We start from the raw sequence: 14,441 nt of genomic DNA on the forward strand, positions 1-14,441 counted from the left end.
GCCAAACTACCATAATTACATAAGTGAAAACAATGACTTATAAATATGGTGTTATAGTACCGTGGAAAACGCTATTTGTTTGGAATGGAATAGGTCGATGTCACGTGCGCGATCGGATCGGGCGATGAGCCCGACAGCAGGTTGACCTCCCCCACCGCAAGCCGCCTGCCGAGCTTCAACAGCCGCGCGGCGGCCAGCACGTCCTGGCCGGGCTGGCCCTTGCGCAGGAAATTGATGTTGAGATTGGTGGTCACCGCCAGCCCGACCGGGCCGATCGCCGACAGCAGCACCACATACATCGCGAAATCGGCCATCGCCATCAGCGTCGGACCGGACACCGTGCCGCCCGGGCGCAGCATGTTCTCGTTGAAGCGCTGGCGCAGCAGGCAGGTCTCGCCATCGGCGCTTTCGATGGTGATATCGCCACCTCTGAACGCCTGCGGGAATTCATCGTGGAGGAACTTCTCCAGTTCAGCCACGCTCATTTTCGCTGCCGCCATGCCGTACCCTGCCCTCGCTTCAGACCGCCTGTTACATTAAGTTGTCTTCGAAGCCCAAAGAAAACCTTCGAGTGGAAATTTATGTCCGCCCAGACCGCCCGCGCGCCCGCGCCTCAATCGCCGATCCTGCTGCGCGAAAATGTCGGCAGCATCGCCGTGCTCACTTTGAACCGGCCGGCGGCGCGCAACAGTCTATCTGAAGGCCTGATCGCCGAACTGCATGCGGCGCTGACGGCCATTCACGACGACAAAAATGTACGCGCGCTCGTGATCGCCGCCAACGGGCCTGCCTTTTCGGCCGGACACGACATGAAGGAACTGACCGCGCGCCGCAGCGATGCCGACCGCGGCCGTGCCTATTTCGCGCAGATCATGAACGCCTGCAGCGCAATGATGCAGGCGATCGTGCAGCTGCCGAAGCCGGTGGTCGCCGCGGTTCAGGGCGTCGCCACCGCCGCCGGCTGCCAGCTGGTCGCGAGTTGCGATCTGGCGGTCGCTTCCGAGGCCGCGAGCTTCGCCACGCCCGGCGTCGATATCGGGCTGTTCTGTTCGACGCCGATGGTGGCGCTGTCACGCAACGTGCCGCGCAAGCAGGCGATGGAAATGCTGCTCACCGGCGAGCCGGTGGATGCCACGACGGCGCAAAGCCTCGGCCTCGTCAACCGCGTGGTCCCGCCCGGCACCGAACGCGATGCGGCAATTGCGCTGGCGCAGAAGGTCGCGCTGAAATCCGCCTACACCATCAAGCTTGGCAAGCAAGCCTTCTATCGCCAGGCCGAAATGAACCTTGCCGACGCCTACCGCTACGCGGCAGAGGTGATGACGGAAAACATGATGGCGCGCGACGCCGAGGAAGGCATCGGCGCCTTCATCGAGAAGCGCGAGCCGAAATGGCAGGATAAATAGTGTTTCCGTCGTTGCGAGCGCAGCGAAGCAATCCATCGATTCCAAGCAAAGAAAGTATGGATTGCTTCGTCGCGGAGTTTATCATCGGGCCGGCCGAAGGCCGGACCCGTTGGCTCCTCGCAATGACGACTGAAATGATCGGTCGCTCAAAATGAACCACGACGCCTATGACGACAACTACATCCGCGGAATCCTCAACAGCGTGAAATCGATCGCGATGGTCGGCGCCTCGCCGGTCAACGTGCGGCCGAGCTACTTTGCGTTCAAATATCTGGCGCAGCGCGGCTACGACATGATTCCGGTCAATCCGGGCCATGTCGGCAAGAGCCTGCTCGGCAAGCCCTTTGTCGCCTCTCTGGCGGATATCGACCGCCCGATCGACATGATCGACATCTTCCGCAATTCCAGCCACATCATGCCGGTGGTCGATGAAGCCCTGAATTTGTCGCCGCAGCCGAAAGTGATCTGGATGCAGCTCGGCGCCCGCAACGATGCCGCGGCCGAAAAAGCCGAGGCCGCCGGCATCAAGGTCGTGATGAACCGCTGTCCGAAGATCGAATATGGCCGGCTGTCGTCGGAGATTTCCTGGATGGGCGTCAATTCACGGACCCTGAGTTCGAAACGCGCGCCAATCCCGACGCAAGGCATGCGGCTGTCGCTGAACCGGATGAGCGTCGGCGGCGGCGAAACCGCGGCATCCGATCGCGCCGCGAAAAACAAGAGCGAGCCATAGCGTTTTCAAGCGAAGCATGCCCTCGGACTTGATCCGTGGGTGGATACCGGTTCGCGCCAGGAAAACGCGTCAAACAAAAAAGCAGAGCCTGCGAGGCTCTGCCGTACCGCAATTGCGAAACGATTGTTTCGAAAACGCTGTATCGCAAAGCACGTCGTTCTCTAACCCTCGAGATGTGAACCGGTCGCCTTGACGGCGGGCGCGGCTTGCGATCAGCATGCCGCGCAATTTTCGACGAACCAAAGCAGGACGCACAGAATGACCGATCGCCTTCCGGGATTTTCGACCCTCGCCGTGCATGCGGGCGCGCAGCCTGATCCGACCACCGGCGCGCGGGCGACGCCGATCTATCAAACCACGTCCTTCGTTTTCAACGACGCCGATCACGCCGCTTCGCTGTTCGGCCTGCAGGCCTTCGGCAACATCTATACCCGCATCGGCAATCCGACCAACGCGGTGCTGGAAGAACGCATCGCCGCACTCGAAGGCGGCACCGCCGCGCTTGCGGTCGCCTCCGGACACGCCGCCCAGGTGGTGGTGTTCCAGCAATTGCTGATGCCCGGCGACGAAATCATCGCCGCGCGAAAACTCTATGGCGGGTCGATCAACCAGTTCACCCACGCGTTCAAGAGCTTTGGCTGGAACGTCGCATGGGCCGATCCCGATGATGTCGAAAGTTTCGAGCGCGCGGTAACGCCGCACACCAAGGCGATCTTCATCGAGTCGATCGCCAATCCCTCCGGCAGCATCACCGATATCGAGGCGATCGCCGCCGTCGCCCGCAAGGCCGGCGTGCCCCTGATCGTCGACAACACGCTGGCGACCCCCTATCTGATCCGCCCGATCGATCACGGCGCCGACATCGTCGTGCATTCGCTGACGAAATTCCTGGGCGGTCACGGCAATTCGCTCGGTGGCATCATCGTCGATGCCGGCACCTTCGACTGGTCGAAGGACAACAAATACCCGATGCTGAGCGAACCGCGTCCCGAATATCACGGCATCAGGCTGCAGGAGACTTTTGGCAATTTCGCCTTCGCGATCGCCTGCCGCGTGCTCGGCCTGCGCGACCTCGGCCCGGCGCTGTCGCCGTTCAACGCCTTCATGATCCTCACCGGCATCGAGACGCTGCCGCTGCGGATGCAGAAGCATTGCGAGAACGCCAAGGCGGTCGCCGAATTCCTCTCCGGCCATCCCAAGGTGGCCGCGGTGAACTATGCGGGTCTCGGCAGCGACAAGTACAACAACCTCGCGCGCAAATACGCACCCAAAGGTGCCGGCGCGGTGTTCACCTTCAGCCTGAAGGATGGTTATGACGCCGGCGTCAACCTGGTGTCGAACCTGAAACTGTTCTCGCATCTGGCCAATGTCGGCGACACCCGTTCGCTGGTGATCCACCCGGCCTCGACCACCCACAGCCAGCTCGACGACGCCGCCAAGGTAAAGTCGGGCGCCGCCCCCGACGTGGTCCGGCTGTCGATCGGCATCGAGGACAAGGAAGATTTGATCGCGGATCTGGAGCAGGCCCTGACGGCCTGAGGACCATAGCACGTCGCATCACCAAAACTGGTCATACCCCGCGAATGCGGGGTATCCAGTACGCTACGGCCTATCGATTCATCAGTGCTGTTTCTGGAATACTGGGTCACCCGCCTTCGCGGGTGACGACAGCTGGTGACCGCCGCGTCAGAGGCCGCCATCCGGCCTGAAATCACAAGCCTCTCGTTAACGGTCATTCCGGCATAAAGTGGCCTTCGGTTGCCCATTGATGATTCGGAGCAAAATGATGTTGCGCTGGATAATGCCAGGTCTCATTGCGGCGTTCGCGATTGGAACCGCTGCCGATGCCGCCGATGGCCCCAAAGCCGGCAAAAGCGCCGCGGTTCGCGCCACCAAGAAATTGCCGCCGGGCCTGCCCCGCGCGCACTACAATTACCGCACCACGGTCGCCCCCGCTGCGGCGCCGCTTTACGCGCGGCGCGGCCGACAATTGGTGGTCGTCGAGGAAGAAGATCCCGACGTGCTGTTCACGCCGGTCGGCGTCGTCCCCTATGCTCCGCGTGTGTACGGCGTGCCCTTGCTGCCGGGCTCCTCGACCCTGCCGGGCTATTATGGGACCAGCCATTCCTACAGCTACGACGGTCCCTATTACGGGGGTCCCTACACGCCCTACTGGAGCCGCCTGCCTTATGCCGGCGGCGTCTACGGCTATCGCTAGCCGGCAACAGAAACGGACTTTCCGACGTGGCAGGGCCACCGCGAAAAACCAGGACACCCAGCGAGCCATTGGATTCCGCGCGCGCAATCACCGCCGACCTGGTCGCCGTGCTGGTCGCCGTGACCGACGGCGAGCCCAAGATCATGACGATCGCCAATGCAAGCGCGCTGCCGAGCGGCCCGTTCGAGTTCAAGCACCGTTCGCTGCAATCGGGCTTGCGGGCGTGGGTCGAAGAACAAACCGGCCATCCGCTGGGCTATGTCGAGCAGTTGTACACTTTCGCCGATCGCGGACGGACCGGCGAATTGCAATCGCCGCATAGTGTCTCGATCAGCTATTTGGGATTGACTCGCGAGGACCAGGTTGGCGAAGGAGCGGAAGCGCATTGGTCCGGCTGGTACGAATATTTCCCGTGGGAGGATCACCGCTCCGGACCACCCCCTCTGCTGGCGAAACTGCTGGCGCCGCGATTGCGCGCATGGGCGAAATCCGCGCCCTCGGCGGCGTTGCAGCGAGAGCGCTGGCAGCGCGTCGCGATCACGTTCGGTTTTGAAGATCGCGAGTGGAATGAGGAATTGATCCTGCAACGCTACGAGTTGCTGTTTGAGGCCGCGTTGATCCCGGAGGCGGTTCGTGAAAGCGGCAACGCAGCCCCTGTCTTGCCCGGCCGGCCGATGACGGCCGATCATCGCCGCATTCTCGCAACCGGAATCGCGAGGCTGCGGGCCAAGATCAAATACCGCCCCGTCGTATTCGAACTGATGCCGGCCGAATTCACCCTGCTGCAACTGCAACGCAGCGTTGAAGCGCTTGCAGGCCGGCTGCTCCACAAACAGAACTTCCGCCGCCTGATGGAACAGCAGCAACTCGTTGAGGAAACGGGCGCAATCGCCGCCGACACCGTCGGCCGCCCGGCCAAACTATTCCGATTCCGCCACGCCGTTCTGGCCGAACGGGCCATCGCCGGAACCAAGCTGCCGCTTTCGCGCACTTGACATAGGTTATGCTCAGGATAAGTATAAGCCATGATATGCTCATGGAGAGTATAAATGGCCAGCTTCGATTCTGACGCCCTCGCCCGCGTTTCACCGCTCTATGACAGGGTGAAACGCGTCATCCCACCGCCCGAATGGGCAACTTTCGCGGACGATGTCGATGCTATCCTCGACCTCAAGCGCCAGCGCAACGCGGTTATCCTGGCGCACAACTACCAGACGCCGGAGATCTTCCACGGCGTCGCCGACATCGTCGGCGACAGCCTGCTCCTGGCGCGCGAAGCCACCAAGGTCGACGCCGATATCATCGTGCTGGCCGGCGTGCACTTCATGGCCGAGACGGCCAAGCTGCTCAATCCGGAAAAGACCGTGCTGATCCCTGACCTCAGGGCCGGCTGTTCGCTGGCGGACTCCATCACCGCCGACGACGTGCGGCTGATGCGCCAGCGCTATCCCGGTGCGCCTGTCGTCGCCTATGTCAACACGTCGACCGCGGTGAAGGCGGAATCCGATGTCTGCTGCACCTCGGGCAACGCGCTCAAGGTCGTGGAGTCGCTTGGCGCTGAGCGCGTCATTATGTTGCCGGACGAATATCTGGCGCAGAACATCGCCAAGCAAACCGACGTGAAGATCATCGCGTGGAAGGGGCACTGCGAGGTGCATGAGCTCTTTACGCCCGATGACATCAGGCAGATCCGCGACAACCATCCCGGCGTGACCGTACTCGCGCATCCGGAGTGCCCGCCCGAGGTGGTGGCGGAGGCGGATTTCTCCGGCTCTACCGCAGCGATGTCCGGCTATGTCGAGAAGCAACGCCCGCCCCGCGTCGTGCTGTTGACCGAATGCTCGATGAGCGACAACGTCGCGGTGTTGCATCCCGATGTCGAGTTCATCCGGCCCTGCAATCTGTGCCCGCACATGAAGCGGATTACGCTGAAAAACATCCGCCATGCGCTGGAGACCAATCAGCACGAGGTAACGATCGATCCCGCGATCGCCGCATCCGCGCGGCGCGCCGTCGAGCGGATGCTGGCGCTATGAGCACGGACGTTTCAGCGCTGGCCAACCATCCCGTGATCATCGGCGGCGGCGCCGCCGGATTGATGACGGCGCTGCAACTGGCGCCGGAGCCGGTGCTGGTGGTGTCGAAGGCCCCGTTGGGGGCGGAAGCCTCCAGCCTGTGGGCGCAAGGCGGCCTCGCGGCCGCGATGGGCGCGGACGACGATCCTGCGCTGCATCTCGCTGACACCATAGCGGCCGGCGCCGGCCTTTGCGACGACACCACCGCACGCCGGATCGTCCACGCCGCACCGGCGGCGGTCGAGCATCTGGCGCAGCTCGGCGTCGCCTTCGACCGGCGGCCGGATGGACGCTGGCGGCTCGGCCTCGAAGCCGCCCACAGCCGCAACCGGATCGTTCATGCCACCGGCGACGGCACCGGCCGCGAGATCATGCGGGCGCTGATCGCGGCGGTGCGCCGATGCCCCTCGGTGACGCTGCTGGAGGGGGTCGAGGCACGCCGGCTGATCGTCGAGGACAACGCGGTCGAGGGCGTGCTCGCCGTCAACGCGCACGGCCCGCTGCTGATTAACACCGGCCGCGTCGTCATCGCAACCGGCGGCATCGGCGGGCTGTTTCTCGACAGCACCAATCCGTCCGGCTGCTTCGGCCAGGGCCTGGCGCTGGCGGCGCGCGCGGGCGCGACGCTTTCGGATCTCGAGTTCGTCCAGTTTCATCCGACCGCGTTCGATGGACCGTCGCGACCGATGCCGCTGCTCACCGAGGCTATCAGAGGCGACGGCGCAACCCTGATCGACGAGACCGGCGAGCGCTTCATGGCGAATGAGCCCGGCGCCGAGCTCGCAGCCCGCGACATCGTCGCCCGGGCGGTCTGGCGCCGCCGCGCCGAGGGTCATCGGGTATTCCTCGATGCACGGACGCATCCGGGCAAGGATTTTGCCCAGCGTTATCCCGTCATCTCCGCGTTCTGCAAAATGGCCGGGATCGATCCCGCGACCGATCCGATTCCGGTGCGGCCGGCGGTGCACTACCACATGGGCGGCATTGCCGTTGATCTCGAAGGCCGCAGCACGGTTGGCGGCCTCTGGGCCTGCGGCGAAGTCGCCCGCACCGGCCTGCACGGCGCCAATCGCCTCGCCAGTAATTCGCTGATGGAAGCCATCGTGTGCGCAGAGTGGGTTGCGGGGAGCGTCAGCAGAGCGGGCCGCGGGTCGTTGAAGGCGCGGACAACCGCAACACCGCTGCCTGCGTCCGATCCCTCGATCATACGGCCGATGATGTCGCACGGCCTCGGCGTGCTCCGCGACCGCAACGCGATAGGACGGCTGGTCCGCAGCCTGTTGCCGATCGCGACCAGAGATGGCGCGGCCTCCGATCCGGCGCTGGTCGGACTGATGATCGCTGTTGCCGCCCATCGGCGCGAGGAGAGCCGCGGCGGGCACTTTCGCACCGATTATCCCGACACGCTGCCGTCGGCGACGCCGTCAATGATCTCGCATTCCGAGGCGCTGGAAGCCGCCCGCGAGATCATGGAATCCGAAGCCTTGTCCATTGGGAGTGCCCGATCATGACGCTCAATCCCCTGCTGCCCATCATGTACGAGCCGATCGTGCGAACCGCCCTGCTCGAGGACCTCGGCCGCGCCGGCGATATCACGGCGGATGCGATCGTTGCCGCCGACCAGCGGGCCTCGCTGGTGCTGCGCGCGCGGCAGCCCGGCGTCGTGGCCGGACTGGACATCGCGCGCTGCGCCTTTCAGTTCGTGTCGCCAGCGATCACGCTCCGGGCGGAACGGCCCGACGGCAGCGTCGTCGCGCCGGGTGAGGTGATCGCGACCATCGAGGGACCCGCGCGCGGCCTGTTGACCGGTGAGCGGACGGCATTGAATTTTCTGTGTCACCTCAGCGGCGTTGCGACAGCGACCGCCTCGCTGGTATCGGCTGCGCAGGGCACCAGGGCGCAGATCGTTTGCACGCGCAAGACGACGCCGGGGCTGCGGGCGCTGGAAAAATACGCGGTGCGCGCCGGCGGCGGCCGCAATCATCGGTTCGGCCTCGACGACGCGATCCTGATCAAGGACAACCATATCGCGCTGGCCGGCGATGTCAGCACCGCGATCGCGCGCGCCAAGGCGCATGCCGGGCACCTCGTCAAGATCGAGGTCGAGGTCGACACGCTGGCGCAGCTCGAACAGGTGCTGGCGCTCGGTGTCGATGCGGTGCTGCTCGATAACATGACGGTCGAGGAATTGAAGCAGGCCGTGGCCATGACCGCGGGCCGAGCCATCACCGAGGCGTCCGGCCGCATCACCGCCGCCACCGCGAAGGCGATCGCGGCGACCGGCGTCGATTTGATTTCAGCCGGCTGGATTACCCACAGTTCCGCCGCACTCGATATCGGACTCGACTATCTCGATCTCAAGCGGCAGGCCGCTTGAGCCTTTTTGTTTTGACGCGTTTTCTACCGCAGATAAGTCTACGCAATCGGCGCAAGCTTGATTGCTATGCGAACCGGCGGCCACTTCGCTCGAAAACGCTACGTTATTCCGCCGCGCGCATCGCCTTGTCTTTGCGCGTCAGGCGGCTGTTGCGCTGAAACACCGAATAGGTCGCGAGCGCGAACAGAATGACCAGCAGCTGGATCGACAGCGCTTCCATGCTCGGATTGAGCCCGATCGCGGTGAGGAACGCGCTGCCCTTGACCTCGGTGACCGTGATGATCGCCTGCTCCTGGAATTCCTGCACGGCTTCACCGATGAACTTGATCGCCATCACGAACAGGAAGGCGGAGGTGATGACGAACAGCGGCCGCAATGGAATCTTCTGTGCCACCAGATTGATGAAATAGAACAGCACCGCAAGGCCAACGGTCGCGACCGCGAGCCCGCCGAACAAGCCCGCGCTCCAGCCGCCTTCGGTGCTCGCCAGCGCATTGATGAACAGCACGGTTTCCGCGCCCTCGCGGAACACGGCGAGGAAGGCGAGCGCGCCGACCGCCCACACCGTGTCCTGCGCCAGCGCGCTGTCGGCCTTGTGCGCCAGATAATCCTGCCAGCCGCGCGGGTCCTGCTTCACCATCAGCCAGCCGCTGACATAGAGCATCAGGGCGGCGGCGAGGAGGATGATGACGCCTTCGAGGACGTCGCTGTGGTCGCCGGAATTGAACACCGCGAACGCCCAGGCCGCGATGAAGCTGGCGCCGACCGCCACCAGCGCGCCGCCGTACAGCGCGCCGACACGGTGCGCAGAGCCGACTTTTCTCAGATAACCCGCCAGCGCCGCGATCACCAGGATGGCTTCAAGCCCCTCGCGGAGCAGGATGATGGCGGCCTGGATGAATGCTGAGGACATAACGAACCCTTTTATTTTCGGCTCGTTTTATCGCCCGGAATTTTCAAGTAAAGCGGCCCCGCCCGACACGGACACGCTGGCCTGGTCATCCCACTGCGAAAGCCCTGCAAACCGGGCGCTTCCCGCAACGACGACACATTAGAATAGTTCAATTTCAACCGGCTTGCCCCACCGGTTGAACCAATCTCTCCGGGCCCGGCTCGGCGCGCCGCGCGACCAGACGTTCGGTTTGGAGGACCGCGAGCGTCAGGACCACGATCGCCATGGCCTGATGGGCCAAAGCCAGATCGATCGGCACCTGATGCAGCAGCGTGAGGATGCCAAGGATCGCCTGCACGGCGATCGCGGCCACCAGCCACCAGGCGCCGCGGACCACAGCCGTCCCAGCGCGCGAGGCGACCGCGTCGAAGGCGTGCAGCACCGCCAGCGCCAGCAGCGCATAGGCGGTCATGCGATGCTCGAACTGCACGGTAAGCGTATTGTCGAACAGATTGCGCCACCATGGATCTTCGAAGAACAGCCGCGCCGCGGATGGAATGAAGGCGCCGTCGATCTGCGGCCAGGTGTTGTACACCCTGCCCGCGCGCAGGCCCGCGACCAGCGCGCCGAAATAAAGCTGCACGAAGGTCAGCGCCAGCATCGCCACGCCTGACATCTTCAGCCTTGAGGACGCGGCGGCTTGCGGCCGGTCCGCCAGCCGCAGCAGCGTCCAGACGATCGCCGCATAAATCACCAGCGCCAGTATCAGATGCGCCGCCAGCCGATATTGCGAGACCTCAACCCGCTGCGTCAGACCCGAAGCCACCATCCACCAGCCGACCGCACCCTGCAACGCGCCGAGGCCGAAGATCAGCCACAACCGCCGCTTCAGCTCGGTGCCGAGCATGCCGCGCCAGAGGAAGAACAGGAACGGCAGCAGGTAGACCGCGCCGATCACGCGGCCGAGCAGCCGGTGGCTCCATTCCCACCAGAAGATGGTCTTGAACTCGGCCAGACTCATGCCGGCGTTGAGCTCGCGGTATTGCGGAATGGTCTTGTAGCCCTCGAACGCCTGCGCCCATTGCGCATCCGTCAGCGGCGGCAACGTGCCGGTGACGGGCTTCCACTCGACGATCGACAATCCGGATTCGGTGAGCCGCGTGGCGCCGCCGACCAGCACCATGATCGCGATCAGGGCGGCGACCACCAACAGCCACCATTTGACGGCGCGGTTTGGCGGCCCCTCGGTGGCAGAAATACTGGTCATTGAACCCTTTTGATGCCCATGCTTGATTGAATTACCGTGCCCCTTATAGTCCGCCCCTTCCCGCGCGCAACTGGTCCCAAGGCTCTCTAAAAGGCTCCGTAAAGGCTTCACATATCCACCATGACAATCCGTACCCGCAAATTCGTCGGAACCATCTTTTTGCTGGTCCTTGTCGTGGTCTGGTCGCTGCTCGGCATGACCATCGCGCAGACACCGTGGCTGGCCAATTCGGGGCTGCTGCAATCGATCTTCTATGTCGTGGCCGGCCTCGGATGGGTGTTGCCGGCGATGCCGATCATCAGCTGGATGTCGCGGCCCGACGTTTAATCTTAATCTGATCTCATTTCCAATTGGTCCTTGGCGGCCGAACTGACGCAAAAAATACTCCCGAAAGCATCACGCGCATCATACGCAACGAGCGCTGCCGCCCGTCCCAGGCGACGCGCGGCAGCTCGTGCAGATTGGTGTATCCCTTCGCTTCGACGACAGCTGGCAGCGCGGTTGCGGCACTGGCGAGGCCGATCTCCCGCGCCATCGCCACATGCAGCCGGCGAAAGGCGTCGCGATCGCCGAACGGATAGGCGAAATGTCTGACCGCGCGCTGGAAGGCCGCCTCCGCCACCGCCTTGCCCATCGCCATCTCGCGCTGGGCATCGGCGTCTTTCAGGTTCGACAGAACCGGATAATTCACCGTGGCGCTGCCGATCGTCACCTTCGGGTCGGCGGCGAGCCTTGTCAGATCGTCCCAGTTCATCGACGCGCCGCGCGACAGGCCCGCTAGGTCGACCGAATAGCGCCTGCAGAGATCGTTGATGGCGAATGAAAGATCCGGCGGCGACAGCGCCCGCATCCAGCTCGCGAGAAATTCGTAAGCCTGATATTTTTCCGTCGTGCTTCGGGTCGCAAAATGCCGTTCCCTGCGGTCGATCACCAGGCTGATGCGGTTTTCGCGCGCGACCAAGTCCTCCAGCGCCAGCCACCATGCTTCGCCAAGCCCGTCCGGAAACGCGGTCGGAAGATAGACGGTGAAGGGAACGCCGTGCCGGGACAATACCGGATAGGCGGAGGTCATCACGTCCTTGTAGCCGCCGTCGAAGGTCAGCGCGACAAACCGGTTGGCCGTCGGCAACATCACCGCGCGCCGGCATACCTCGTCCATCGAGACGATGTCATATTTCCAGCGCTTCAGGGCCCGGATCATCCGGTCGAGGAATTGCGGCGTGATCTCGCTGGATTTGAGCGGTTGGAACCGCCTGACCTGCGGCGCCCGCACGCGTTCAAACCGCAGCACGACGCCGGCGCCGCCGCTTCGGCGCTGCTTCAGCCGCGCATAGCCGCTGAAATAAGCGAGCTCCATTTGGGCCCGCTTCAAAAACCCGACGTCCTGACCCAACGTCCCGCCCCCAAATACGGCCGCGCGGTGCCCCGCCGCGACCGTATTGTCATTACTCTTTGTTGACATTTCCCTGCGAAGGTCGGCCAAAGCCGAAAATTGTAAACAATTTCCTACACAGGTTTTGCGATGACCATGGCTGCCGCGATTGAAAACGGAACGGCGGATACGAAATCGTGGTCGAAACCGGACCGCGTCGCCAGCATCGATGTCATCAGCGATCTGGCCGGCGCCGAGTCGGTCTGGCGCGCCATGGAAACTGCTCAGCAGTTCTGCACGCCGTTTCAGCGTTTCGACTTCGTCAGCGCCTGGCAGCGCAACGTCGGCGCGCGCGATGGTCTCAGCCCCTTCATCGTGATCGCGTACGATGCGGAACGCCGGCCGCTGCTGCTGCTGCCGCTCGCGGTGAGGCACGTCTACGGCGCACGTTGCGCCAGCTTCATGGGCGGCAAGCATTCGACCTTCAACATGGCATTGTGGGACAGGGATTTTGCCGCGACTGCGACGCAAGCCGATCTCGCAGGCCTGATCGCGGCGATATCGCAACGCGCCGAGGCCGACGTGCTCGCGCTGCATCAACAGCCCCTGCGCTGGCGCGACCTGCAAAACCCCCTCGCCATGCTGCCACATCAACGCTCGGCCAACGACTGCCCGGTCCTGAAGATGGAGCCCGGTGCAGCGCCCACGGCGCTGGTCAGCAAATCGTTCCGGCAGCGCCTCAAGGGCAAGGAGCGCAAATTGCTGGCCCTGCCCGGCTATCGCTATTACGTCGCCACGTCGGATGCCGACGTCACGCGGCTGCTCGACTGGTTCTTCCGCATCAAGCCGCAGCGGATGGCCGAACAAAAACTGCCTGACGTATTCGCCGAGCCCGGCATCGAGGATTTCATCCGCGGCGCCTGCGCAGCACCGGTGGCCGGCGGCAACCGTGTCATCGACATCCACGCGCTCGAATGCGATGAGGAAGTGATCGCGATCTACACCGGCGTCGCCGACGGCCATCGTTTCTCGATGATGTTCAACACCTACACGATGTCGGCCAATTCGAAATACAGCCCCGGCCTGATCCTGATGCGCAACATCATCGATCACTACGCCGCACAGGATTATCGCGCGCTCGATCTCGGCATCGGGTCGGACGATTACAAGCGGATGTTCTGCAAGGACGACGAGCCGATCTTCGACAGTTTTACGGCGCTGAGCCAGCGCGGCAAACTCGCCGCCGGCCTCATGTCGGGCTTGAACCGCACCAAGCGCATGGTGAAGCATAATCCGGCGCTGCTGGAGATGGCGCAAAAGCTGCGCAACGCGTTTAGCTGAGGGTGGGAACGACGGCGCCTCCCTTTGTCGTCCCTGCGAACGCAGGGACCCATAACCCCGGTCATCTGTTGTTGAAAGAAGCTATCGACCATCGTGCTCAATAACTTCCGCCGCGGCGTATGGGTCCCTGCGTTCGCAGGGACGACGTGAGGCGAATTGCGGCTTCATGTCTAGGAAGCCGTGGGGATGTGAGTTCGCGATCTCGCGGCGCATCGCACCCGAGCTTTGCCAGATGGTATTTCCCCACCCAACGCTGTCATCCCGCGCAGGCGGGGATCCAGTACGCCGCGGCTTCTCGGTTCAATCATTGGCGTCTCTGGAATACTGGATCGTCCGCCCCCCGTGCGCAATTGCGCACTCGGGCGGACGATGACAGGGGAATGTGTTTGCATTCTCGCGACGCATTGCGCCCGAGTCTTGCTGGAAACTTCCCGCCCTCTCATAAGAGGGCGCAGGGAAGACCGGGTGCGCGCTGCACCCGCGGTCTCGTGTGCGATTGTGCAAAACAAAAATGCACACGAGCATACAGGGCAGCGGTGAACACCCGGCCTTCCCTGCGCAATGGCTTTACGGCTTATAACGAGCTCTCCCCGGAGAACGGCTCTTTTGCCTCCATTGCGCCCTGGAAGCAGTTGCCTCCAGGTGCATTGACGCCAGCACCGCGGCGTCAGGACCACACGTCTTCGCCGTACGCCTCTGCCGCGACCGTCCATCGCAACATCAGCGTCCACCGCAACCCGTCCAACGTCCGTGACGACGG

General features: G+C 63.5%; 14 protein-coding genes. 10 read left to right on the forward strand and 4 right to left on the reverse strand.

Annotated features, from left to right (window positions below):
* Positions 1 to 71: 71 nt before the first annotated feature.
* Positions 72 to 500 (reverse strand): PaaI family thioesterase, encoded by a 429-nt coding sequence (locus tag ACSQ84_RS19785; protein ID WP_436213384.1) that lies wholly within the window; start codon positions 498 to 500, stop codon positions 72 to 74.
* An 81-nt stretch (positions 501 to 581) separates the two neighbouring features.
* Between ACSQ84_RS19785 and ACSQ84_RS19790 the strand changes: the two genes are divergently transcribed.
* The 8 genes from ACSQ84_RS19790 (at position 582) to nadC (ending at position 8,809) form a co-directional block, all read left to right on the forward strand.
* Complete coding sequence (locus tag ACSQ84_RS19790) at positions 582 to 1,406, forward strand: enoyl-CoA hydratase (RefSeq protein ID WP_436213385.1); 825 nt, start codon at positions 582 to 584, stop codon at positions 1,404 to 1,406.
* Positions 1,407 to 1,557: 151 nt separating this feature from the next.
* Entirely contained in the window at positions 1,558 to 2,139 is a 582-nt protein-coding gene (locus ACSQ84_RS19795; protein ID WP_436213386.1) for a CoA-binding protein, read from the forward strand.
* Between the two features lie 258 nt (positions 2,140 to 2,397).
* Complete coding sequence (locus tag ACSQ84_RS19800; RefSeq protein ID WP_436213387.1) at positions 2,398 to 3,678, forward strand: O-acetylhomoserine aminocarboxypropyltransferase; 1,281 nt, start codon at positions 2,398 to 2,400, stop codon at positions 3,676 to 3,678.
* Between the two features lie 247 nt (positions 3,679 to 3,925).
* Positions 3,926 to 4,357 (forward strand): hypothetical protein, encoded by a 432-nt coding sequence (locus ACSQ84_RS19805; RefSeq protein WP_436213388.1) that lies wholly within the window; start codon positions 3,926 to 3,928, stop codon positions 4,355 to 4,357.
* A gap of 68 nt (positions 4,358 to 4,425) precedes the next feature.
* On the forward strand, positions 4,426 to 5,352 hold the full coding sequence (locus tag ACSQ84_RS19810) for an NUDIX hydrolase (RefSeq protein ID WP_436213389.1): 927 nt from the start codon (positions 4,426 to 4,428) through the stop codon (positions 5,350 to 5,352).
* Between the two features lie 54 nt (positions 5,353 to 5,406).
* Positions 5,407 to 6,393: a quinolinate synthase NadA gene (gene nadA, locus ACSQ84_RS19815; protein ID WP_436213390.1), complete on the forward strand. Its 987-nt coding sequence runs from the start codon at positions 5,407 to 5,409 to the stop codon at positions 6,391 to 6,393.
* Positions 6,390 to 7,943 (forward strand): L-aspartate oxidase, encoded by a 1,554-nt coding sequence (locus ACSQ84_RS19820; protein WP_436213391.1) that lies wholly within the window; start codon positions 6,390 to 6,392, stop codon positions 7,941 to 7,943. The genes nadA and ACSQ84_RS19820 overlap by 4 nt, the downstream gene beginning before the upstream one ends.
* The gene (gene nadC, locus ACSQ84_RS19825) at positions 7,940 to 8,809 is read left to right on the forward strand and encodes a carboxylating nicotinate-nucleotide diphosphorylase (protein ID WP_436213392.1); all 870 of its coding nucleotides are present in this window, start codon (positions 7,940 to 7,942) and stop codon (positions 8,807 to 8,809) included. The genes ACSQ84_RS19820 and nadC overlap by 4 nt, the downstream gene beginning before the upstream one ends.
* Positions 8,810 to 8,912: 103 nt before the next feature.
* On the opposite strand, the gene ACSQ84_RS19830 is transcribed toward nadC, so the two are convergent.
* The gene (locus ACSQ84_RS19830) at positions 8,913 to 9,722 is read right to left on the reverse strand and encodes an FTR1 family iron permease (protein ID WP_436213393.1); all 810 of its coding nucleotides are present in this window, start codon (positions 9,720 to 9,722) and stop codon (positions 8,913 to 8,915) included.
* Between the two features lie 154 nt (positions 9,723 to 9,876).
* Positions 9,877 to 10,968: a COX15/CtaA family protein gene (locus ACSQ84_RS19835; RefSeq protein WP_436213394.1), complete on the reverse strand. Its 1,092-nt coding sequence runs from the start codon at positions 10,966 to 10,968 to the stop codon at positions 9,877 to 9,879.
* Between the two features lie 120 nt (positions 10,969 to 11,088).
* Between ACSQ84_RS19835 and ACSQ84_RS19840 the strand changes: the two genes are divergently transcribed.
* Positions 11,089 to 11,295, forward strand: a complete 207-nt coding sequence (locus tag ACSQ84_RS19840) for a DUF2842 domain-containing protein (protein WP_436213395.1) — start codon at positions 11,089 to 11,091, stop codon at positions 11,293 to 11,295.
* Between the two features lie 13 nt (positions 11,296 to 11,308).
* On the opposite strand, the gene ACSQ84_RS19845 is transcribed toward ACSQ84_RS19840, so the two are convergent.
* Complete coding sequence (locus tag ACSQ84_RS19845) at positions 11,309 to 12,325, reverse strand: polysaccharide deacetylase family protein (protein WP_436213396.1); 1,017 nt, start codon at positions 12,323 to 12,325, stop codon at positions 11,309 to 11,311.
* Between the two features lie 165 nt (positions 12,326 to 12,490).
* Between ACSQ84_RS19845 and ACSQ84_RS19850 the strand changes: the two genes are divergently transcribed.
* Positions 12,491 to 13,681, forward strand: a complete 1,191-nt coding sequence (locus ACSQ84_RS19850) for a GNAT family N-acetyltransferase (RefSeq protein WP_436213397.1) — start codon at positions 12,491 to 12,493, stop codon at positions 13,679 to 13,681.
* Positions 13,682 to 14,441 lie beyond the last annotated feature (760 nt).

It is taken from the genome of Bradyrhizobium sp. LjRoot220 (assembly GCF_964252915.1).
In the GTDB taxonomy this organism is placed as follows: Bacteria; Pseudomonadota; Alphaproteobacteria; order Rhizobiales; family Xanthobacteraceae; genus Bradyrhizobium.